The organism is Nocardia sp. NPDC004654 (genome assembly GCF_040609595.1).
Classification (GTDB): Bacteria; Actinomycetota; Actinomycetes; order Mycobacteriales; family Mycobacteriaceae; genus Nocardia.
Genome location: NZ_JBEXKI010000007.1, coordinates 20465 through 40431, shown reverse-complemented (window position 1 = coordinate 40431; position 19967 = coordinate 20465). Strand labels below are relative to the sequence as shown.

Genomic DNA, 19967 nt, shown 5'->3' with positions numbered 1-19967 from the left:
GGTCGCGCGGCCCACGCCGATCCGCCGTGCTCGCCGCGCGCGGGGCAGCGATGAGCGGGGCGGCGCCGGTATCCGGCGCGGATCCGGCGCGGGCACTGGACGAGCGGTTCCGCGCCGAGATCGGCACGCTGGCGCCGCGACATATTCGCGACGACAACCTCGGCCCCGGCCTCTCCCCTGACACGCTGTGGGAGGTCTTCGACGCGCAGGCCACCAGCAGGCATCTCGATTTGGCGGCGCGCGCGCTCGGCGTGGCCAAGCGCGGTTACTACAGCATCGGCTCGTCCGGCCACGAAGGCAACGCGGCGCTCTCGGTCGCGACGCGGGCCACCGACCCGGCGCTGTTGCACTATCGGTCGGGCGCGTTCTTCGTGCACCGCGCGCGCCGGGTGCCGGGGCTGGATCCGATTCGCGACGTGTTGCTCGGCGTGGTCGCCGCGGCGGTCGACCCCATCTCCGGCGGCAGGCACAAGGTCTTCGGGAGCAAATCGGCGCACGTGATACCGCAGACCTCCACCATCGCCTCGCACCTGCCGCGAGCGGTCGGGCTGGCCTTCGCGATCGAACGGGCGGGGCGGCTCCGCATCCCGTCGGAATGGCCGCGAGACTCGGTGGTGCTGTGCACTTTCGGCGATGCCTCGGCCAACCACTCGACGGCGGCGGGTGCCGTCAATGCCGCGATTCACACCGCGCACCAAGGGATTCCGGTGCCGATCCTGTTCGTCTGCGAGGACAACGGCATCGGCATCAGCGTGCCGACCCCTCCGGACTGGATCGAGAACGCGTACGGAACACGGCCGGGGCTGGCCTATTTCGACGCCGACGGCTGCGATCCGATCGACGCGCTCACCGTGTCCGAACACGCCGTCCGCTGGGTGCGCGAGCAGCGCAAGCCCGCGTTCCTGCGGCTGCGCACGGTGCGGTTGCTCGGTCATGCCGGTTCGGACATGGAGGCCGCGTACCGCCGTCCCGCCGACATCGCGGCCGATCTGGTGCGCGACCCGGTCGTCGCGACGGCCCGGCTGCTCGTCGAACGGGGCCTGTCCAAGCCCGACGAGGTGGTCGCGTTCTACGACGAGATCGGGCACCGGGTGACCGCCATGGCCGAATTGGTCTGGCGGGAACCGAAATTGACGTCCACGGCGGCCGTCACCGCGCCCTTGGCGCCCGCTCGTCCCGAGGCGGTGCGGGCCGACGTGCTGCGCGACGCGCCGCCCTCTGAGGGGCCGGGGCATGCTTCCGATGCGGTCGGCGCGCCCCCTGGGCCGACGGCGCCGCACGAGCAGGCGGATTCGCGGTCCGAGGCACGCGGCACGGCATTCCGGTACGGCGCGCGCCTCACGGGTCCGGACCGTCGCACGACCCGCACCACCACGCCCGCGAGCGACCCCGGGACGACCGTCGCGCAGGCGATCAACCACACCCTGGCGGACCTGCTCGCGCGCGACCCTGACGTGCTGGTCTTCGGCGAGGACGTCGGCCGCAAAGGCGGCGTCTACGGCGTCACCAAGGGTTTGCAGAAGCGTTTCGGCGCGCGCCGCGTCTTCGACACGCTGCTCGACGAACAGAGCGTGCTCGGCACTGCACTCGGCGCGGGGCTCGCTGGCTTCGTCCCGATTCCGGAGATCCAGTACCTCGCCTACCTGCACAACGCCGCCGACCAGTTGCGCGGCGAGGCGGCCACCCTCCAGTTCTTCTCGCACGGCCGCTACCGCAATCCGATGGTGGTGCGGATCGCGGGGCTCGCCTACCAGAAGGGCTTCGGCGGGCACTTCCACAACGACAATTCCGTTGCGGCGCTTCGTGACATCCCCGGGCTGGTGATCGCGGTGCCGTCCCGCGCCGACGACGCGGCGGCGCTGCTGCGCACCTGCGTCTCGGCGGCGCGGGTGGACGGACGGGTATGCGTCTACCTCGAACCCATCGCCCTGTACCACACCAAGGACCTGCATCCCGGCGACGGCGCGTGGTTGGCCCCCGCCGCCGGGCCGCACGTGGAGATCGGCCGCGCCCGCGTCTACGGCGACGGCGGCGACCTCACGATCGTGAGCTTCGGCAACGGCGTCCCGATGAGCCTGCGGGTGGCGGACCGGCTCGCGGCGCGGGGTGTCCGCGCCCGCGTGCTCGACCTGCGTTGGCTCAATCCGCTGCCGGTCGCCGATCTGCTCGCGCACGCTCGTGCCACCGGCCGTGTCCTCGTCGCCGACGAAACCCGCCACAGCGGCGGCGTTTCCGAATCGGTGTGCACCGCGCTGATCGATGCCGGTTTCGCCGGTCGCGTCGCGCGGGTGACCAGCACGGACAGCTTCGTCCCGCTCGGGCCCGCGGCGGACACCGTGCTGTTGGACGAGACCGGTATCGAGAAGGCCGCGGCGGAGTTGCTCGCCTGACCGGCGCTGGCGGACGAAGTCCGTCGGAGTGAAGCGGAGGTACGCGTCGGCGCGGATCCGCGTGTTCGCGGTTCGATGGGCGGCGGCGGGAAATACCCTGGACAGGCAATGGTGACCAGCGGCGAAAGGGCAGGACGATGACCACGATGTCCATCCTGGGCGAGGTGCGACCCGAGCACGACGCGACCGAGGGCGACGCTCGCGTGCTGCTGCACTACCTGCGGTCCTACCGTCAGCCGGTGCTGGACGTCTGGTCGGCGTGCACGTCACGGAGCCAACTCGAACGCTGGCTGGGCGCGGTGACGGGCGGCAGCGGCAACTACACGATCGAGCCGGTGGACGGTCCGGTCGCGGGTCCGATCGCGGTCCGTGTCGAGCACTGCGTCGCGCCGCACGAACTGGTCGTGCACGTCGTCGGCTGCATCGTCGAGCTGCGCCTGACCCAGGTCGGCGTCGTCACCAATCTGGAACTCGTCCGCCGCCACCTCTGCCATCCCGAAGCGAGCTCCGTCGGTCCGCGCTGGCAGTACCTGTTGGACCGGCTCACCGCCTACCTGGAGTTCCAGCCGCTTCCGAACTGGGCCGACTACCCGGAGCTCGCGGCGGAATACCGCTGAACGACCCGCCGTTCCGGAAGGGCCGAGGACGGTCCGCACCGATTCAGTAGCGGTACCAAGGACCGTCGTACGGGTCGAAGTGATAGTCGTATCGGTGTTTCGGCTGCGGCGCTCCGTTCGGCATGTAGGCGAAGCCCTCCCTCGTATACAAACCACGCCCCGTGCTGAACAGACACCCGCCCTCGTACGGCTCGACCTCGAAGATCGTGTAGGCGCCATAGCGTGTGCTCGTTTCGGAGGGGATACAGTCGACGGCCGCCCGGTCGAGGCTGCCCTTCGACAGCCACCACCCGAGGCGTTCCGGTAGCTCCCACGTGAACAGCGCGACCGCGACGACGACGACCAGCGGCGCGACCGCACTCAATCGTGCGTTGTCGTAGGCGATCACACCGATCACGCCGCAGACCAGCCACAACACTCCGGCCGTGAGCAGCCCCAACAGTAGAAGTATCGTGCGGTCGTCGCTGTCGTCCTGGATCACCTCCTGGACGATCAGACCGAGTGAGCATGCCGCCGCGAGTACCGCGGTGCCCAGCGTCCAGCCGACCCACCACCTCGGCGCCCCACGCCGCCAATCGATTCCCCCAATTCTCATGAGGCCACAGTACCGACCGCTCGGCCTGGACGGCAGGGGCCGACGACATCCGAAATCCCGGCAGCCGCACCGCGACTCACCGAATGCGCGACACGCCAAGGGATCTCATCCGCCCGTTGCGCCGCCCCGAATCACTGACGATCGCTGCTGTCCGCGATCACGCCACCCGCCGGGGTGTCACCCCGGCGGCCCAGTTGTGCGGAAGGCGGTGCTCGATATGGCTTTGGAATTCATCTTTCCGGTTGCCGCGGCGGTCTTGGCGCTGACGGTGTTCGTGGTGGGTGACCGGCTTCGCCCGGAGTCCTGGCGGCAGACCAGCGACGAGGCGTCCGGAACCCTCGTGCTCGACCTCATCAAGACCTTCTTCACCGCGGTCGTCGCGTTCGTCGTGGTGATCTGCTGGCAGCAATATCAGAACGCGCACAACCACACCGTCGCGGAATCGAAAGCGCTGGTGGACACCTACCTTGCCGCGGAGGGGCTGCCCGACACCGACCGGCAGCGCGTCCAGGGTCTGGTTCGCGCGTACACCGAGCAGGTCGTCGGCGGCGAGTGGGCGGTGATGGACGCCGAACGCAAGCTGAGCCCGGTCACCCAGGACACTTTCGACACGCTGCGCGCCAGCGTCACCGCGGTGTCCTCGAGTGACACCGCGACGAGCGATACGCGCGCCGAAGCGCTCGCCGGACTCGACCAGGTCGCCCAGGCCCGGCACGATCGAGCCGTCGACGCCGACCGTGGCGTCCCCCGATTCCTTTATCTCGCACTGTTCTTCGGCACGGTTCTCCTGCTGCTCAGCCCGGTGCTGTCGGGCCTGCGGGTGACCAAACGCAGCGTCGCGATGACCGCGCTGCTCGGCGTGGTGGTCGGCGCCGCCGTGCTCGCCATCCACAATCTGGACCGACCCTTCTCCGGCGGCAACGTCGTCCCGAGGGACGCCTACGAATACGCGCAGTCCCGCTTCGAGCAGATCGGTGACCGATCGGCGAAGTCCGCACCGGCCACGGCGATCGGCGCAGGCGATGTTCCGCACCGGTAAGCCGGGCCGCGCCGGTGCGCGAGGAACCGATCCCGGCTCGAAAAGTCGTTGCGCGAGAGCCGGATTCGTCGCTCTGCCGGTGGCGGCAGCCCTGTTGACGCAACCGATCCCGGCGTTCGCCGAGCCGCTGGCGCCACCCGGCATCGCCACCGGCAGTGCGGGCGGGGCGCTTCTCGTCGGCGAACATCCCGACTCCGGTAGCGCCATCACGGATCTGACAGCGATCGATACCGGAAGTGCGTTCGCCGCACTTCCTTTGGCTCTCGTGCCGTCGAATGGCTCGCCGATGCGCGAGCCTGCGACAGTCGCAGGCTCCCTGGGCTACGAGCCGGAGCCGGTTCCCGTCACGGATACCGACCCGGCTCTCGAACCAGCCGCCACTCCCGCCGAAACCCTCGGCCTCGACGCCGGGAGCGTCCGCACGGCCTGTACCGGCAGCGCGGCACTCGCGCTCGGCTCGGCGCTGGGGAGCGCGACAGGCAGTGGTCCGCTGGGTCCTGGCTCGAGCGGGTCGGCGCTCGGCAGCGGTCTGGTGGGCCCGGGTCTCCTCGGCTCCGGCTCGGCGCTCGGCAGCGCCACGGGCAGCGGCCTCGTCGGACCGGGTTCCAGCGGTTCGGCCCTCGGTAGCGCCGCGGGGTCGGCACTCGGCGGCAGCGCGCTGCTCGCCTGCCTCCTGCTGCTCCCGATGACGCCGCCCGCGCCCGGCATTCCGCTGCAACTCGAGCCGCCGCTGCCCGTTCCTGCACCCCAACCCGCGCCAGAACCCATTCCGGCGCAGGCTTTCACACCGGAGCCCGGTCCGCCGCCCCTCCCCGCACGACCGCCGAAAGCGGCGGATCCGCAACCCGTCGAACCCACCGCCGACCCGCTCGCCTGGAACCTCTTGGAACTCATGACGGTCCTGGTGATCACAGTGCTCGCCGCCGTCCGCACTCGGGTCGTCGCGAGTCGCGTCCCGAGACTGCCGTGATGACGTCGGGTGTCAGGCCGGGACGTCGGCGGCGGTCGACGCCAGGTCGGCCAGGTGCGCGGTGATCAGCGCGTTCACTTCGTCGCCACGCTCGAGCTGGACGAGATGCCCGGCGTCGGGAATCTTGGTCACCGCGCGCAGGTCCGGCACGTACGCGCGCAAGGTCCCCAGCGGATCGCGCCCGCTGAAGCCCTCCATATCCGGATCGCGCTCACCGTAGAGGAAGTAGGCGGGCACGCTCACCCGAGCGTCCGCGTAGTCGGCCGTGAGCGCCCAGTTCCGGTCCAGGTTACGGTACCAATTGAGGCCGCCGGTGAAACCCGTGCGCTCGAAATCGGCCGCGAGCGTGGCGAACTCGTCTTCGGACAGCCAGCGCCACGGCAGCGCCGGAGCTTCGGGAAGCACGTCGAGGTAGCCGGTGCCCTCGGCGGGGAAACGCCAGGTGTCGAGGTAGTGGTAGTCGGCGCTGAGCGAGTAGTAGACGCGGGCGAGGAATTCGCGCGGGCGAGCCGCCAGTTCGGCGTCGGCGACACCGGGCCGCTGGAAGTAGTCCAGGTGCAGGAAGTGGCGCGCGGCCGCCTTGGCCCAGAGCTCGGAGGGCGCTCGCGGCGGGCGCGGCGCGTAGGGGTTGTTCAGCACGATCACGCCCGCCACGCGCTCGGGTGAGCGCAACGCCAGTTCCCATACCAGCGCGGCGCCGAAATCCAGCCCGACGAACACCGCGCGCTCGGCGCCGATGTCGTCCAGCAGGCCGAGCAGATCGCCGATGACGGCGCGATTCGTGTACTCCGCCGGATCCTCGGGAGCCTCGGTCCGGCCGTATCCGCGCAGGTCAGGGGCGATGGCGTGGTACCCGGCGGCGGCGACCGCGGCGAGCTGCCGATGCCAGACGAACCAGGTGTGCGGGAAACCGTGACAGAACACCACGGGATCGCCGCTGCCCTGTTCGGCAACGTGCATCCGGATGCCGTTGGTGGTCACGAACCGATGCGTCAGCTCCACTCTCGCCTCCAAATCTAGAACGCGTTCTACGAGTAACGGTAATGTCCGAGAGTCGTGAGCGGAATACCACGAGAACTGCACGGCCGGGTCGCGGTCGTCACCGGTGCGAGCCGGGGCATCGGCAAGGGCATCGCGCTGGAACTGGGCGCGGCGGGCGCGACGGTGTACATCACCGGGCGATCGGCGACGGCGGGCCGACTACCCGGCACCGTGCACGACACCGCGGCCGAGATCGACGCGCTCGGCGGGCACGGCGTCCCCTTCGTCTGCGATCACCGCGACGACGACGCCGTGCAGCGCCTGTTCGAACGGGTGCGCGCCGAACACGGCCGCCTCGACGTGCTGGTGAACAACGTCTACAACTCCCCCGCCGCCGCCCGTTGGCTCGGCAAGCCGTTCTGGGAGGTGCCGCCGAGCGCCTGGGACGAGACCTTCGACGTGGGAGTCCGATCCCATTACGCCGCAAGCTTCTACGCCGCGCCGCTGCTGATCGGGTCGAGCGGGCTCGTCGTCAACGTCTCGTCACCGGGGTCCCGGCGTTATATGCACAACGCGGTCTACGGCGTGGCCAAGACCGCACTGGACCGGCTCACCGCCGACATGGCCCACGATCTCGCCGACACCGGGGTCACCGTGGTCTCGCTGTGGCCGGGAATCGTAAACACCGAACTTCTCCAGCTGGTACCCGCCGATGCCGAGGGACGCCGCCTGGTCACCCTGCCCGGCGAGGGCACCTTCGACCTCGGCGCCGCGGAGACGCCGCGCTTCCCCGGCCGTGCCGTCGTCGCGCTGGCCGCCGATCCGCGGCGGCGCGCACGCACCGGACTTGCCTGGCGGGTGGCCGATCTCGCCGACCAGTACGGCTTCACCGACATCGACGGACGGGTGCCGCGCAACGACTGACCGTTGTCTCCCCGCCGCTGCGGCGGGACATGGTCGAGGCGCAATGCTCGCGGCGCGGCCAGTGCTGTCCCTGGCAGGGCAGTGGGCTCGGCGCGGCCGCGCTCGCGGCGATCCTGCTCGCGCTGCGCCTGGATATCCGTCCCGGTCGAGCCGCAGGACAGGCCGCTGCGGCGCGGTGCGCGCTACTCCCGTCGCTCACGGCCGTGCTCGGCCTGGCCATCGCCCCGGCGCTGGTCGTGACGCGCGGTCAGCTGCGCGCCACGACGCGCCGCAGTGCCGAGGTCGCTTCCGCGGGAACGGCGTGTTGCTCGTCGTGAAGTACTGGGTCGCGGCCAAGACGGCGATGGGCGCGGTCACAAGCGGATGCGTTGCAGCAGTGGGCGATAGCGGAACGCAGCGGTGTGCGAGTGGCCGTACACCAGGCCGACGTCGAGTGTCCCGTCGCTCAGCGCGGCCAGGTGCGGGCCGGTGCGTCCGGCCGGTGTCGGCTTCACCAGTTGCACGCCGAGGGATTTCTCCAGCTTCCGCAGTTGCGCGCTGAGACTCGGCTGGGTCAGGTGATCGCGCGCCGACGTTCGCGGCAGGCCCGGCGACCGAGCCGTTGCCCGCTCAGGCGAACTTGATCTCCAGGCCGATGCCGAGGATGGCGATGACCCAGATGAGGCCGGTGAAGATCGTGACGCGGTCGAGGTTCTTCTCGACGACGGTGGAGCCGGACAGGCTCGATTGCACGCCGCCGCCGAACAGGCTGGACAGGCCTCCACCCTTGGCGCGGTGCAGCAGCACCAGCAGCACCAGCAGCAGGCTGGTGATGATCAGGAGGATATCCAGGAACATCCGCATGGCGACCATCCTATGGGGTGCGCGGATCCCCCGCCTAATGGGGCTCGACGGCGATCGGCTCGGCCTCGATGCCGGGCTTCGTTACGGACGGTCCATCGCGACCAGGTGGGTGATCTGTTCCTCGCCCGCGTCGAACTCTGCCACCGCGTGCTCGCGAATCCGATCTTGGGCGGTGAGCCGCACCTGATGCTGCTGCATGTGCTCGGCCCAGGAACGCACCACGAACGCCTCGACGTACCGATCGACCACGCCGACGTCGCGATACAGCCGCCATTCCATCGCGCCCGTGCGCTGGCGTGAGCGGCCGACGAACGCCATCGCGCCGAGGAATTCCTCGACCTTCTCCTCCGGCACGTCGTAGCCGCGCAGCACCAGCACGGGTCCGTCGTCCGGCTCCGGTTCCACCACCAGCTGCGGCTCCGGCCAGAACGCCGACGGGGTGAGATCGAGTTCCTCGGCGTTGTGCCGGATCGGCAGCCACACGCTGCTCACCGCGCTGGCGGCGAGCAGCGCCGCGGCGATGAGCAGCGCGGTGACGGGGGCGAGCGCACCGGCGACCAGCCCCCAGAGCAGCGAACCGATGGCCTGCCCGCCCATGAAGACCAGCATGTAGACCGAGAGGCCGCGGGCGCGCACCCAGGCGGGCAGCAGCAGCTGCATGGTGGAGTTCATCGTCGACATGGCCAGCAGCCAGGCCAGACCCGCGCCGACCAGCAGCACCAGTACCACCGCCACGTGGTGCAGCAGGGCCGCGCCCGCCGAGGCGATGCCGAACAGCACGGCGGCCGCGGTCAGCCGCTGCGTGGGTGTCAGCAGCGCGCGGATCCGCGACAGACCGAAAGCGCCGAGCACGGCGCCGACGCCGAGCGCGCCGAGCATCAGGCCGTAGCCGGAGGAGGACAGGCCCAGCGAGTCGCGCGCGATCACCGGAAGCAGCGCCCACAGCGCGCTGGCAGGGGCGATGAACAGGATCGAGCGCAGCAGCACCCGCCGGATCGCGGGCGCGGCGCGGATGAACCTGGTGCCCGCCTGGAGAGCCGCCAGCGGTCGTTCGGTGGGCAGCTTCCGGTCGGTGACCGGCCTGCGCCACACGGTCAGCACCGCGACGATCCCGGCGAAGGACACCGCGTTGAGCGCGAACACCAGCGTCGGCCCGGACAGCGAGACCAGCACGCCCGCGACCGCGGGTCCCACCGCGCGGCCGATGTTGATGTTCATGCTGCCCAGTGCCGCGACGGAGGGAATCTGTTCGCGCGGTACGAGTTCCGGCTGGATCGCCTGCCACGCGGGCGCGGTGAGCGCCTGTCCGCAGCCGAGCAGGAACAGCAGGGTGAGCAGCACCGCGGGCGTAGTGTGGCCGGTCGCGGTGGAGACCGCCAGCAGCGTGGCCAGCAACGCCATCGTGGACTGGGCGCCCAGCAGCAGACGGCGGCGGTCGACCAGGTCGGCGAGCACGCCGGAGGGTATGGACAGCAGCATGACCGGCAGCGTGATCGCGGTTTGGACGAACGACACCAGCGTCGCCGCGTTCGGCTCGTCGACCAGGATCCACTGCGCGCCGACGGTCTGCATCCAGGTGCCGAGATTGGACACCAACTGCGCGATCCACAGCGCTCGATAGATCGGGGACCGCAGCGGCGCCCACGTAGACAGCGGGGTCGTCGCGTCGGCGGTGGTCACTCCGAAGAGCATATCGCCGCGTGCGCAGCCCCTCCCACGGCACAGCGCAGCCCCGGACCATGCGGGTTCCGGGGCTGCGGGGCCGCGAGCTTGTGCGCGATCGACAGCGGCAGAAGCAGTGATGCTTGCCGCGACGGCTGGCGTCGCGCCGCGAAACTAACGTCCGGCCAGGTAGGACTTCTCGAATTCCTCGAAGCTGATCTGGTCGTCCTTGTCCTTGTCGAGCAACCCGAAGTACCTGGAGCCGGCGGCATCGCTGACCGAACGGGTGCGATCGAGATATTTCTTGAGTTCGTCGACGGAAATGTAGCCGTCATCATCGAGATCGATCTCGGCGAATACCTGAGTGGCGTCGGCCATGGCAACTTTCCCTTCGTAGCTGTCCGAATCGGTTTCCGATCTTCTGGTCGAACTACGAGCATCGAGCTTGTCGAATATACCGCCGCCCTCGCCACCCGCGGATCGCTTCTCGCCGCGGTCGCGCACCGTCGTCGACCGCCGCGAGCGCACGGAGTTCCGGGTCGGCGGCGATGCGCGCGGCGGTGTCGGCTCCCGGCGGATAGTGGCGGACGCCGACGAGCCATTCGCTGCGCAGCTCCGGCAGAACTATCTGCGTGACGTCCCACGCGTCGACCGGGACACCACGCCAATCCATCACCGCCTCGTCGGGTCCGAACGCAGGACCGTCCGATCGTCCCGCCGCCGCGAGCAGGGCCATTGTCTCCCCCAGGTAGTCGTTCCAGCGGGCGTAGGACGTCGCGAGCGCCGCCGAAGGTGGAACCGTCAACCGCAGCAGGCACACGCCGTGCGCCCATTGATCGTCGCCCAGCAGCAGGTCCGCGGTCATGCGCACTCGCCCGCGGCGCAGCGCCCGCCCCGGCCAGCACCACACCGGCGGCGCGTCACCGCACGCGATCCCGCTGCGCTCCATCTGCCCGACCATGGCGCGGTAGGCGGGCCGCCAATTCACGACCACCCGCTCCCACGACGCTCGATACCGCCCCCGGTCCCGCAGCGCCGCAACGACTTCCGGCGCCTGCAACGTCCAGACCCGCACCCACACCCTCCCCGCATCGTCCACTTCGGGCTTCTCGGCGATCACTTCACCCGGTCCCCGGCATTGTGCCCATCCCGCCGGAAAAGCCGAAGTCGATTTCGGAAGCGGCCGTGCGAAACCGAGCAAACCGCGTGTCGCGGACGACCGGCGAAGGGTCGACCGGCCGAGGTCGGTTGACGCGGTGCGGGACGGGATCTCGGTAGCATCGCGCGCATGCCGTCCTCACTCGTGCGCTTGGTTCCGGTGTTGCTGCTCGCGTTCGGTGTCGCCGCGTGCGGGAATGGGGACGAGAGCGGGCCGAGTGAGCCGGAGGCGACGCCGATGGGGCGGACCTTCCTGTCGACCGAGGTGGAAGGCGCGCCGATTCCAGGTGGCGGGCCGCTCAGCCTGCAATTCACCGACGGCACCGTGATCGCGTACGCGGGGTGCAACACCATCTCGGGAGCGGTGACGCTGGACGAGCACGTGCTGCGAGTGGACGAACTGGCGAGCACGCTGATCGGCTGTCCCGGCGACCTCGCGGACGCGGATCAGTGGGTGGACACCCTGCTGAGCTCCGCGCCGACCTGGCAGCTCGACGGCGACACCCTGACGTTGAAGAACAACGAGCAGACCGTCACGCTGCTGGACAAGAAGATCGCGCAGCCGGACAAACCGTTGCGCGGCACCACGTGGGTGGTGAACGGGCTGATCACGCCGGACGCGCAGATACAGTCCCAAGCCATCATCGACGCGAAGCCGACGCTGGTCATCGCCGAGGACGGCGCGGTCTCCGGTTCCGCGGGCTGCAACCGGCTGACCGGCACGGCGACAGTCGAGCCGAGCCACGACGCCGCGAAGGTCACCTTTCAGGTGGCCACCACCAAGATGATGTGTCCGCCCGAGGTGATGGAGGTCGAGGCCGCGGTGCTGCGCGTGCTCGACGGGCAGACCACGGCCACCATCGACGCCGACGTGCTCACCCTGCGCAACGCGAACGGACACGGCCTGACCCTGACGGCCCGGTAGTCACTTCCTGGTGAGAACCACCCGGTCCGCGATCATCTCCGCCTCGCCCGGCGGGGTGAAGTAGAGCTCCATCACGACCCGGTCCGCCGATTCCAGCCGGATCGTGGTGCGCATCGGAATCGTCTTGCCGACGAAGCGTTCGCCGAGCACGCCCGGGTCGGTGAACTCGCCGAGAACGGTGACCTCGGTGTCGCTGCCGCCGCTGTCCTTGGCGCCCTTGTAGGTCATCATCATCGGCGTGACGCTGTCCACTGTCGACCACTCGTACCGGTTGTCGGTCGGCGAGTAGCCGAGGGTGCCCTGCCGGTAGTAGGGCCGGTCGCCGAAATCGCCCGTGGCGATCTCGCGGAGGAAGTTGTCGCCGGTCTCGGCGATCCACTGCCAGCGGGAGACGATCTCGGTCTGGAGCGGCTTGTCCGGCGTGCCGCCCGCGACGTAGGTCGACTTGTCTCCGCGCCATTCGCCGACCAGCTGGTTCAGCCTGCGATGGCCTGGGTCCTGGGTGTTCGGGTCGACGCTCGCCGCGGACGTCGTCGGCGACGCGGCCGCGGTGCTGGTCGTATCGTCGGAACACCCGGCGCCGAGCGCGGCGACGGCGACCAACGCGAGGGAACTCAGGGCACGGGAAAGAGTGGAGCGCACGGAAATCCTTGTCGGCCTTGGTGATCGGAGTCGGCCCATCATCACACACGGCGCCGTGCCATTGCCCGGCGCGCGGTTACGTCCAGAACGAAACACACGCCCGAGGAAACGAAGCGGCCCGGCATCGCACGCGCGATACCGGGCCGTTTCTGCGGCGTCAGCGCGACGCCGTCGACCGACTCAGGGCAGCGGACCACCCGCGGCGATCGCCGACAGCGTGGCGAACTCGTCACCCTTCAGCGACGCGCCGCCGACCAGCGCACCGTCGATGTCGGGCTGAGCCACCAGCTCGCCGACATTCTTGGCGTTGACCGAACCGCCGTAGAGCACCCGCACCTCCATGGCGACCTCGGGCGAGGCCAGCTCGCCGAGCTCGGCACGGATGGCGCCGCACACCTCCTGCGCGTCGGCGGGGGTGGCGACCTTGCCGGTGCCGATGGCCCAGACCGGCTCGTAGGCGATGACGACCTTCGAGATCTCCTCGGCCGTCAGGCCTTTCAGCGAACCGCGCAGCTGCTCGAGGTTGTACTCGACGTGCGTGCCCGCCTCACGGACATTCAGGCCCTCGCCGATGCACACGATCGGCGTGATGCCGTGCTTCAGCGCCTGCTTGGCCTTGGCGAGCACGGTGGCGTCGTCCTCGTTGTGGTACTGCCGCCGCTCCGAGTGCCCGACCACCGCGAAGGTGCAGCCGAGCTTGGCCAGCATGCCACCGCTGATCTCACCGGTGTAGGCGCCCGAGTCGTACACGGACACGTCCTGCGCACCGTAGGTGATCAGCAGCTTGTCGCCCTCGACGAGAGTCTGCACGCTGCGGATGTCGGTGAACGGCGGGATGACCGCCACGTCGACCTTGGCGAAGTACTTCTCCGGCAGCGCGAAGGCGATCTTCTGCACCAGGGCGATGGCCTCGAGGTGGTTGAGGTTCATCTTCCAGTTGCCCGCGATGAGCGGTTTACGTGCCATGGATCAGTCCTCCAACACACTGATGCCGGGGAGTTCCTTGCCCTCCAGGTACTCCAGCGACGCGCCGCCGCCGGTGGAGATGTGCGAGAAACCGTCCTCGGGCAGGCCGAGCGCGCGCACGGCCGCGGCCGAGTCGCCGCCGCCGACCACGGTGAACGCACCCTTGCCGGTCGCCGTGACGATGGCCTCGGCGACCCCGCGGGTGCCCGCGGCGAAGTTCGCGAACTCGAACACGCCCATCGGGCCGTTCCAGAACACCGTCTTCGCCTCGGTGAGCAGCGCCGCGAACCGGTCGACCGACTCCGGGCCCACGTCCAGGCCCATCCAGCTTTCGGGGATCTCGTTGGCGGGCACGATCTTGGAGGCGGCGTCGGCCGCGAACTTGTCCGCCACCACGATGTCGCGCGGCAGGTGGATGACGTCGCCGAAGCGCTCGAGCAGCTCCTTGCAGGTGTCGATCATCTCTTCCTGCAGCAGCGAGGAGCCCACCGAAAGGCCCTGTGCGGCAAGGAAGGTGAAGCACATGCCGCCGCCGATCACCAGGGTGTCGACCTTCGGAGCCAGCGCCTCGATGACCGCGAGCTTGTCGGAGACCTTCGAGCCGCCGAGCACGACCGCGTACGGCCGCTCGGGGTTCTCCGTCAGCTTGGCCAGCACGTCCACCTCGGCCGCGACCAGCGTGCCCGCGTAGTGCGGGAGCAGCTTGGCCACGTCGTAGACCGAGGCCTGCTTGCGGTGCACGACGCCGAAGCCGTCGGAGACGAACGCGCCGTCGTCGCCGACCAGCTCGACGAGCGCCGCGGCGAGTTTGCCACGCTCGGCGTCGTCCTTGCTGGTCTCGCGGGCGTCGAAGCGCACGTTCTCCAGCAGCAGCACGTCGCCGTCGGTGAGGCCCTCCGAGCGCGAGAGCGCGTCGTAGCCCACCACGTCACCGGCCAGCTGGACGTTGCGGCCGAGCAGCTCGGCCAGCTTCGCGGCGACCGGAGCCAGCGAGAACTTCGGGTCCGGCTCGCCCTTCGGACGGCCCAGGTGCGCGGTGACGACGACCTTGGCGCCGGCCTGGACCAGCGCCTCGATGGTCGGCACCGAGGCGATGATGCGGCCGGGGTCGGTGATCTCGCCGTTCTCGTCCAGGGGAACGTTCAGGTCGGAGCGCACCAGCACGCCCCGGCCCTCGACACCCTCAATGAGCAGATCTTGAAGCGTCTTGACTGCCATGCCGATCAGAGGGACTTGCCGACGAGGCCGATGAGGTCGGCGAGGCGGTTGGAGTAGCCCCACTCGTTGTCGTACCAGGACACGACCTTCACCTGGTCGTCGATGACCTTGGTCAGCGGCGCGTCGTAGATCGACGAGTGCGGGTCGGTGACGATGTCGCTGGACACGATCGGGTCGGTGTTGTACTTCAGGATGCCCTTCAGCGGGCCCTCGGCGGCGGCCTTGTACGCGGCGTTGATCTCGTCGATGGTGGCCGACTTGCTCAGGGTCGCGGTCAGGTCGGTGACCGAGCCGGTCGGGACCGGAACGCGCAGCGCGTAGCCGTCCAGCTTGCCCTGCAGTTCGGGCAGCACCAGGCCGATGGCCTTGGCGGCGCCGGTGCCGGTGGGCACGATGTTCAGCGCGGCGGCGCGGGCGCGGCGCAGGTCGCTGTGCGGGCCGTCCTGCAGGTTCTGGTCCTGGGTGTAGGCGTGGATCGTGGTCATCAGGCCACGCTCGATGCCGAACTCGTCGTTGAGCACCTTGGCCAGCGGGCCGAGGCAGTTGGTGGTGCAAGACGCGTTGGAGATGATGTTCTGGCTGCCGTCGTAATGGCTGTCGTTGACACCCATGACCACGGTCAGGTCTTCACCCTTGGCCGGGGCGGAGATGATGACCTTCTTGGCGCCCGCCGCCAGGTGGCCCTTGGCCTTGGTGGCGTCGGTGAAGATGCCGGTGGACTCGACGACCACGTCGACGCCCAGGTCGCCCCAGGGCAGGGCCGCCGGGCCTTCCTTGATGGCCAGGGCCTTGATCCGCTGGTCGCCGACCACGATGGTGTCCTCGCCGTCCAGCGAGACATCCTGCGGCAGACGGCCGAGGATCGAGTCGTACTTCAGCAGCGTGGCCAGGGTCGCGTTGTCGGTGAGGTCGTTGACCGCGACGATCTCGATATCGGTGGTGCCGAGCGCCTTCTGCGCCTCCACCGCCCGGAAGAAATTACGTCCGATACGACCGAAGCCGTTGATGCCTACCCGGACTGTCACGTTATCGCTCCTCAGCTTTCAAGCGGATTCATTCCGATGCCTTATTCACACTAGTGCCCTGCGGTCACCTCTCCGACACGCACCTCGCATGGTGAGGACCGTCCGAGGGCCGTGACCGGTCACGATCCGGCGCCCACCCGCCCAGGTGGACGCCATGTCGCGGCAGGCGCGAACGGCCGTTCGCGCCGCCATCGCGGGCCCCGGACGGCGACAATCCCCCTCGACAGAATCCCGCGTGTTGCGGAAGCAAAGCGCCCCAAGGTTTTTCACCATCACACCGCCCGCCTGCACGCCGATGGCGCCCGCGGGTCCGGCACGACGCGAGCTGCGGCCGGGACGACCGAAAAATCGCTGGCGCATCCCGCGTGGCGCGGCAGGATGGACTGCCGCACGGCCAGGTCTGGGTTGCCGACGAGGGTGCCGCTGTCGCCGTCTGGACCACCCCTGCCACCGACGCGGGGCTGGTCTTCGTCGACCTCGCGCCGCGGTTCGCCGAGCTGGCTGGTGATCGCGCGGCGGCTTACGCGGCGGCCGAGGCCGCGCTCGCGCCACACCGCCCGGTCGAACCGGTCTGGTTCCTCGGCACCGTCGGCGTCGACCCAGACGGTCAGGGCCGCGGGCTCGGCGGCGCGGTGATCCGGCCCGGTCTGGAGGCCGCCGAGCGCGCGGGTGTGCCCGCATTCTTGGAGACCTCCGAAAAACGCAACGTCGGCTTCTACGAGCGGCTGGGCTTCCGCGTCACCGCGACCGTGGACCTGCCGGACGGCGGCCCCACCACCTGGGCAATGCTTCGCGATCCCGGCGCGTGAACTCCGCACCGGCGCGAAGACCCACGGCTACCCGATAACACACAACACGCCCCGAGCGCCGGATATCGGCGTGCGGGGCGTGCGGTGAGTCCAGAACTGTCAAGCCTCGTCGAGAAGCTCGGCGGTTACGGCGGATTCGGTGTCGGGGACGCCGAGTTCCTTGGCGCGCCGGTCCGCCATCGAGAGCAGGCGCCGAATCCGGCCCGCCACAGCGTCTTTCGTCATCGGCGGATCGGCGAGCTGACCGAGTTCCTCCAGCGACGCCTGGCGGTGCTCCACGCGCAGCTTGCCCGCCGCGGCCAGGTGATCGGGCACCTCGTCGCCGAGGATCTCCAGCGCGCGCTCCACCCGGGCGGCCGCGGCGACGGCGGCCCGCGCCGAGCGGCGCAGGTTGGCGTCGTCGAAGTTGGCCAGCCGGTTGGCGGTGGCGCGCACCTCGCGGCGCATCCGGCGTTCCTCCCAGGTGAGCCGGGTGTCCTGGGCGCCCATCCTGGTCAGCAGCGCGCCGATGGCCTCGCCGTCGCGCACCACGACGCGATCGGTGCCGCGCACCTCGCGCGCCTTGGCGGTGATGCCGAGCCTGCGGGCCGCGCCGACCAACGCGAGCGCCGCCTCCGGTCCGGGGCAGCTGACCTCGAGCGCGGACGAGCGACCGGGCTCGGTGAGCGAGCCGTGCGCGAGAAACGCTCCGCGCCAAGCGGCTTCGGCGTCGGCGATGCTGCCGCCGACCACCTGGGCGGGCAGTCCGCGCACCGGGCGGCCGCGCACGTCGAGCAGGCCGGTCTGCCTGGCCAGCGCCTCGCCCTCCTTGGACACCCGCACGACGTAGCGGGAGGTCTTGCGCAGACCGCCCGCGCCGAGCACGTGCACGTCGGAGCCGTAGCCGTACAGCTCGAAGATCTCCCGGCGTAGCCGTCGAGCGATGGATCCCATGTCCACCTCGGCCTCGACGATCACCCGGCCCCCGACGATGTGCAGGCCACCCGCGAAACGCAACAGGGCGGAGAGTTCCGCCTTGCGGGAACTCACCTGGGACACCGTGAGCCTGCTCAGCTCGTCTTTCACTTCGGCTGTCATCGCCACGAGACGCGCTCCTTTCCACCCAACCCGGACCGCACATCCGCGCCCATGTGCCGTCCCTCGACTCGAAGCCCTGCCATTTGCGGCCGAGGTTGCCGGATCAGCTGATCCAGGGCGGCGGCAAGCTTTCCGGGGTGATGCCGGTCCGTTCCCGCTTCGGCGACATCGGAGAAGGTTACTCGCGCCCGCAACTGTTCGGCAGCCCTGGCCACATGTTCGCGTTCCCGGCCCTCCGGCACCGAGCCGGAATCGACCAACACCTCGTCGACAACGAATTCCGGTGCGTGCTGGGACAATACATGCAGATGGCGCTCGGCGGAGAAACCGGCCGTTTCCCCCGGTTCGGCGGCCAGGTTGAGCACCAGCACCTTCCGCGCCCTGGTGTAGACCAGCGCGTCGCGCAGTTCCGGCACGAGGACGTGCGGAATCACACTGGTGAACCACGAGCCGGGCCCGAGCACCACCACGTCGGCGTGTTCGATGGCCGAGGTCGCCTCCGGACTGGCGGGCGGATCGGACGGAATGAGCCGGACGCGCCGCACCTTGCCCGGCGTCGTGGCGACCGCGACCTGGCCGCGAATGCAGCGGCTGACCCGCGGGTCCGCTTCCAAGCCGGAGACGTCGGCCTCGATGTCGAGCGCGATCGGCGACATCGGGAGCACCCGGCCGCTGGCGCGCAACATCTTGGCCACCTCGTCCAGCGCCGCGACGGGATCGCCGAGCACCTCGGTCAGTCCCGCGAGCACGAGGTTGCCGACCGAATGACCCGCCAGCGCGCCGGTGCCGCCGAAACGATGCTGAACGGTCTGCGTCCACACGCCTTCGGGGTCCGCGGCCAGAGCGGCCAGCGCCATACGCAGATCCCCCGGCGGCAGCACCCCCAGCTCGGCGCGCAGCCGACCCGAGGACCCGCCGTCGTCGGCGACGGTCACCACCGCGCAGATCTTCCTGGTCAGCCGCCGCACCGCCGTCAGCGTCGCGTACAGCCCGTGCCCACCACCCAGTGCGACGATGGCGGGATTCGATTCCCACCCGGTCATTCGCGCCCCAGATCCCGGTGCACGACCCGCACGACGTCGGCGGAGCCGTCGGACTCCGGCCCGATGAGTTCGCCCAGCGCCTCGGCGATCGCCACGCTGCGGTGCTTGCCCCCCGTGCAGCCCACTGCCACCGTCATGTATCGCTTCCCCTCTTGGCGGTAACCGTTGGTCGTCAGGTCGACGAGGTGGCGGCAGGTGTGCAGGTAGTCGGTCGCCCCGGGGCGCGACAGCACGTACTCGCTGACCACCGTCTCCTGTCCCGTGTGTTCCCGCAGTTCCGGTATCCAATGTGGATTGGGTAGAAAACGCACATCCAACACCATGTCGGCGTCCAACGGAACCCCGTACTTGAAGCCGAAGGACTGCACGGTCAGCTGCAGCGCGGCGGGCGCGCCGCCGCCGTATGCCTCCTCCAGCTTGCGGTGCAGCTGGTGAATGGACAACTCGGTGGTGTCGATCACCAGGTCGGCAGCCGTCTTCACGGCCGAGAGGCGCACCCGTTCGGCGGCGATGCCCGCGGACAGCGTGCCGTCGGCGCTCTCGCTCTGCAGCGGGTGGCGGCGGCGGGCGAAGCCGAAGCGGCGGATCAGCACGTCGTCGGAGGCCTCGAGGAAGAGCACCCTGGTCCGCACGCCGAGCGCGCGCAGCTGTTCGGTGACGACCGAGAGATCGCCGGTGAAGAATCTGCTGCGCACGTCCATGACCAGCGCGAGGCGCCGGATCGGCGGCTCGGCGGAAGCGCCGAGTTCGACGAGTCTGCCGATCAGCTCGGGCGGCAGGTTGTCGGCGACGTACCAGCCGAGATCCTCCAGCACCCGCGCGGCGGTACCGCGGCCCGCGCCGGACAGACCGGTCACGATGACGACCTCGACCTGCTGGCGCAGCTGGTTGCCCGCGCGCTGGCCGCCCGCACTGTTGTTCGATTCGACGCGTGTCATGTCCTACCGGAATCCGTGTCTAGGTGCCTCTCGATCATCCCGCACCGGATTCGGTATCGGGCACGCGCGCTCACCCTCCGTGGTGCACGAGGACGGTTCACGAACATGTGGAAACGCTACCGAGGATATATGCAGGTCGGACCGG

General features: G+C 69.8%; 21 protein-coding genes and 1 pseudogene. 8 read left to right on the top strand and 14 right to left on the bottom strand.

What is annotated here, in order from left to right; genetic code table 11:
* Nucleotides 1-50 precede the first annotated feature (50 nt).
* Entirely contained in the window at nt 51-2390 is a 2340-nt protein-coding gene (locus tag ABZV58_RS23335; protein WP_355002267.1) for a thiamine pyrophosphate-dependent enzyme, read from the top strand.
* A gap of 137 nt (nt 2391-2527) precedes the next feature.
* A complete protein-coding gene (locus ABZV58_RS23330) occupies nt 2528-3007 on the top strand; it encodes a hypothetical protein (protein ID WP_355002266.1) in 480 nt (159 codons plus the stop codon).
* 43 nt (nt 3008-3050) lie between these two features.
* Here ABZV58_RS23330 and ABZV58_RS23325 read toward each other — a convergent pair whose 3' ends face one another.
* Nucleotides 3051-3602 carry a hypothetical protein gene (locus tag ABZV58_RS23325; RefSeq protein WP_355002265.1) on the bottom strand — a complete coding sequence of 184 codons (552 nt, stop codon included), beginning with the start codon at nt 3600-3602 and terminating at the stop codon, nt 3051-3053.
* 217 nt (nt 3603-3819) lie between these two features.
* Between ABZV58_RS23325 and ABZV58_RS23320 the strand changes: the two genes are divergently transcribed.
* Together ABZV58_RS23320 and ABZV58_RS23315 are read left to right on the top strand one after the other, a co-directional pair.
* Nucleotides 3820-4641: a DUF4239 domain-containing protein gene (locus ABZV58_RS23320; RefSeq protein WP_355002264.1), complete on the top strand. Its 822-nt coding sequence runs from the start codon at nt 3820-3822 to the stop codon at nt 4639-4641.
* A 94-nt stretch (nt 4642-4735) separates the two neighbouring features.
* Nucleotides 4736-5611, top strand: coding sequence for a hypothetical protein (locus ABZV58_RS23315; protein WP_355002263.1), 876 nt, complete (start codon nt 4736-4738; stop codon nt 5609-5611).
* 12 nt (nt 5612-5623) lie between these two features.
* Here the strand turns inward: ABZV58_RS23315 and ABZV58_RS23310 are convergent, their stop codons facing one another.
* Nucleotides 5624-6613 carry an alpha/beta hydrolase gene (locus ABZV58_RS23310; RefSeq protein ID WP_355002262.1) on the bottom strand — a complete coding sequence of 330 codons (990 nt, stop codon included), beginning with the start codon at nt 6611-6613 and terminating at the stop codon, nt 5624-5626.
* 54 nt (nt 6614-6667) lie between these two features.
* Here ABZV58_RS23310 and ABZV58_RS23305 point away from each other — a divergent pair, with 54 nt between their 5' ends.
* Both ABZV58_RS23305 and ABZV58_RS23300 read left to right on the top strand, forming a co-directional pair.
* Complete coding sequence (locus ABZV58_RS23305) at nt 6668-7516, top strand: SDR family NAD(P)-dependent oxidoreductase (protein ID WP_355002261.1); 849 nt, start codon at nt 6668-6670, stop codon at nt 7514-7516.
* A gap of 29 nt (nt 7517-7545) precedes the next feature.
* Nucleotides 7546-7833 (top strand): hypothetical protein, encoded by a 288-nt coding sequence (locus ABZV58_RS23300; RefSeq protein ID WP_355002260.1) that lies wholly within the window; start codon nt 7546-7548, stop codon nt 7831-7833.
* Between the two features lie 45 nt (nt 7834-7878).
* Here ABZV58_RS23300 and ABZV58_RS23295 read toward each other — a convergent pair.
* The 5 genes and pseudogenes from ABZV58_RS23295 to ABZV58_RS23275 all read right to left on the bottom strand — a co-directional run.
* Nucleotides 7879-8109: pseudogene (locus ABZV58_RS23295) on the bottom strand (LysR family transcriptional regulator); the annotation flags it as partial.
* Nucleotides 8110-8125: 16 nt separating this feature from the next.
* Nucleotides 8126-8359 carry a preprotein translocase subunit SecG gene (secG, locus tag ABZV58_RS23290; RefSeq protein ID WP_355002259.1) on the bottom strand — a complete coding sequence of 78 codons (234 nt, stop codon included), beginning with the start codon at nt 8357-8359 and terminating at the stop codon, nt 8126-8128.
* 81 nt (nt 8360-8440) lie between these two features.
* Nucleotides 8441-10051 carry an MFS transporter gene (locus tag ABZV58_RS23285; RefSeq protein ID WP_355002258.1) on the bottom strand — a complete coding sequence of 537 codons (1611 nt, stop codon included), beginning with the start codon at nt 10049-10051 and terminating at the stop codon, nt 8441-8443.
* Between the two features lie 144 nt (nt 10052-10195).
* A complete protein-coding gene (locus ABZV58_RS23280; RefSeq protein ID WP_355002257.1) occupies nt 10196-10399 on the bottom strand; it encodes an EF-hand domain-containing protein in 204 nt (67 codons plus the stop codon).
* Nucleotides 10400-10451: 52 nt separating this feature from the next.
* Nucleotides 10452-11120 carry a hypothetical protein gene (locus ABZV58_RS23275; protein ID WP_355002256.1) on the bottom strand — a complete coding sequence of 223 codons (669 nt, stop codon included), beginning with the start codon at nt 11118-11120 and terminating at the stop codon, nt 10452-10454.
* 189 nt (nt 11121-11309) lie between these two features.
* On the opposite strand from ABZV58_RS23275, the gene ABZV58_RS23270 reads away from it, so the two are divergent.
* Nucleotides 11310-12104 (top strand): META domain-containing protein, encoded by a 795-nt coding sequence (locus tag ABZV58_RS23270; RefSeq protein ID WP_355002255.1) that lies wholly within the window; start codon nt 11310-11312, stop codon nt 12102-12104.
* Here ABZV58_RS23270 and ABZV58_RS23265 read toward each other — a convergent pair whose 3' ends face one another.
* From ABZV58_RS23265 to gap, 4 genes are all read right to left on the bottom strand, one after another.
* Nucleotides 12105-12746, bottom strand: coding sequence for a DUF1579 family protein (locus ABZV58_RS23265; RefSeq protein ID WP_355002254.1), 642 nt, complete (start codon nt 12744-12746; stop codon nt 12105-12107).
* Nucleotides 12747-12926: 180 nt separating this feature from the next.
* Nucleotides 12927-13712 (bottom strand): triose-phosphate isomerase, encoded by a 786-nt coding sequence (tpiA, locus tag ABZV58_RS23260; RefSeq protein ID WP_355002253.1) that lies wholly within the window; start codon nt 13710-13712, stop codon nt 12927-12929.
* A gap of 3 nt (nt 13713-13715) precedes the next feature.
* Nucleotides 13716-14930: a phosphoglycerate kinase gene (locus ABZV58_RS23255; RefSeq protein WP_355002252.1), complete on the bottom strand. Its 1215-nt coding sequence runs from the start codon at nt 14928-14930 to the stop codon at nt 13716-13718.
* A gap of 5 nt (nt 14931-14935) precedes the next feature.
* Nucleotides 14936-15955, bottom strand: coding sequence for a type I glyceraldehyde-3-phosphate dehydrogenase (gene gap, locus ABZV58_RS23250; protein WP_355002251.1), 1020 nt, complete (start codon nt 15953-15955; stop codon nt 14936-14938).
* A 365-nt stretch (nt 15956-16320) separates the two neighbouring features.
* Here gap and ABZV58_RS23245 point away from each other — a divergent pair, with 365 nt between their 5' ends.
* Nucleotides 16321-16764 (top strand): GNAT family N-acetyltransferase, encoded by a 444-nt coding sequence (locus tag ABZV58_RS23245; protein ID WP_355002250.1) that lies wholly within the window; start codon nt 16321-16323, stop codon nt 16762-16764.
* 99 nt (nt 16765-16863) lie between these two features.
* Here ABZV58_RS23245 and whiA read toward each other — a convergent pair whose 3' ends face one another.
* The 3 genes from whiA to rapZ are packed head-to-tail and all read right to left on the bottom strand — an operon-like array spanning nt 16864 to nt 19822.
* Nucleotides 16864-17841 carry a DNA-binding protein WhiA gene (gene whiA / locus ABZV58_RS23240; protein WP_355002653.1) on the bottom strand — a complete coding sequence of 326 codons (978 nt, stop codon included), beginning with the start codon at nt 17839-17841 and terminating at the stop codon, nt 16864-16866.
* On the bottom strand, nt 17838-18884 hold the full coding sequence (yvcK, locus tag ABZV58_RS23235; protein WP_355002249.1) for a uridine diphosphate-N-acetylglucosamine-binding protein YvcK: 1047 nt from the start codon (nt 18882-18884) through the stop codon (nt 17838-17840). The genes whiA and yvcK overlap by 4 nt, the downstream gene beginning before the upstream one ends.
* Nucleotides 18881-19822 (bottom strand): RNase adapter RapZ, encoded by a 942-nt coding sequence (rapZ, locus tag ABZV58_RS23230; RefSeq protein WP_246124077.1) that lies wholly within the window; start codon nt 19820-19822, stop codon nt 18881-18883. Before rapZ ends, yvcK begins: the two co-directional genes overlap by 4 nt.
* Between the last annotated feature and the right edge of the window lie 145 nt (nt 19823-19967).

Excerpts from the sequence above, each read along its gene's own strand:
- ABZV58_RS23330 (WP_355002266.1), top strand. The coding sequence starts at position 2,528 with ATGACCACGATGTCCATCCTGGGCGAGGTGCGACCCGAGCACGACGCG.
- ABZV58_RS23270 (WP_355002255.1), top strand. The coding sequence starts at position 11,310 with ATGCCGTCCTCACTCGTGCGCTTGGTTCCGGTGTTGCTGCTCGCGTTC.
- rapZ (WP_246124077.1), bottom strand. The coding sequence starts at position 19,822 with ATGACACGCGTCGAATCGAACAACAGTGCGGGCGGCCAGCGCGCGGGC.
- ABZV58_RS23335 (WP_355002267.1), top strand. The coding sequence starts at position 51 with ATGAGCGGGGCGGCGCCGGTATCCGGCGCGGATCCGGCGCGGGCACTG.
- whiA (WP_355002653.1), bottom strand. The coding sequence starts at position 17,841 with ATGACAGCCGAAGTGAAAGACGAGCTGAGCAGGCTCACGGTGTCCCAG.
- ABZV58_RS23320 (WP_355002264.1), top strand. The coding sequence starts at position 3,820 with ATGGCTTTGGAATTCATCTTTCCGGTTGCCGCGGCGGTCTTGGCGCTG.
- ABZV58_RS23255 (WP_355002252.1), bottom strand. The coding sequence starts at position 14,930 with ATGGCAGTCAAGACGCTTCAAGATCTGCTCATTGAGGGTGTCGAGGGC.
- ABZV58_RS23280 (WP_355002257.1), bottom strand. The coding sequence starts at position 10,399 with ATGGCCGACGCCACTCAGGTATTCGCCGAGATCGATCTCGATGATGAC.
- ABZV58_RS23285 (WP_355002258.1), bottom strand. The coding sequence starts at position 10,051 with ATGCTCTTCGGAGTGACCACCGCCGACGCGACGACCCCGCTGTCTACG.
- yvcK (WP_355002249.1), bottom strand. The coding sequence starts at position 18,884 with ATGACCGGGTGGGAATCGAATCCCGCCATCGTCGCACTGGGTGGTGGG.
- ABZV58_RS23300 (WP_355002260.1), top strand. The coding sequence starts at position 7,546 with ATGGTCGAGGCGCAATGCTCGCGGCGCGGCCAGTGCTGTCCCTGGCAG.
- tpiA (WP_355002253.1), bottom strand. The coding sequence starts at position 13,712 with ATGGCACGTAAACCGCTCATCGCGGGCAACTGGAAGATGAACCTCAAC.
- ABZV58_RS23325 (WP_355002265.1), bottom strand. The coding sequence starts at position 3,602 with ATGAGAATTGGGGGAATCGATTGGCGGCGTGGGGCGCCGAGGTGGTGG.
- secG (WP_355002259.1), bottom strand. The coding sequence starts at position 8,359 with ATGCGGATGTTCCTGGATATCCTCCTGATCATCACCAGCCTGCTGCTG.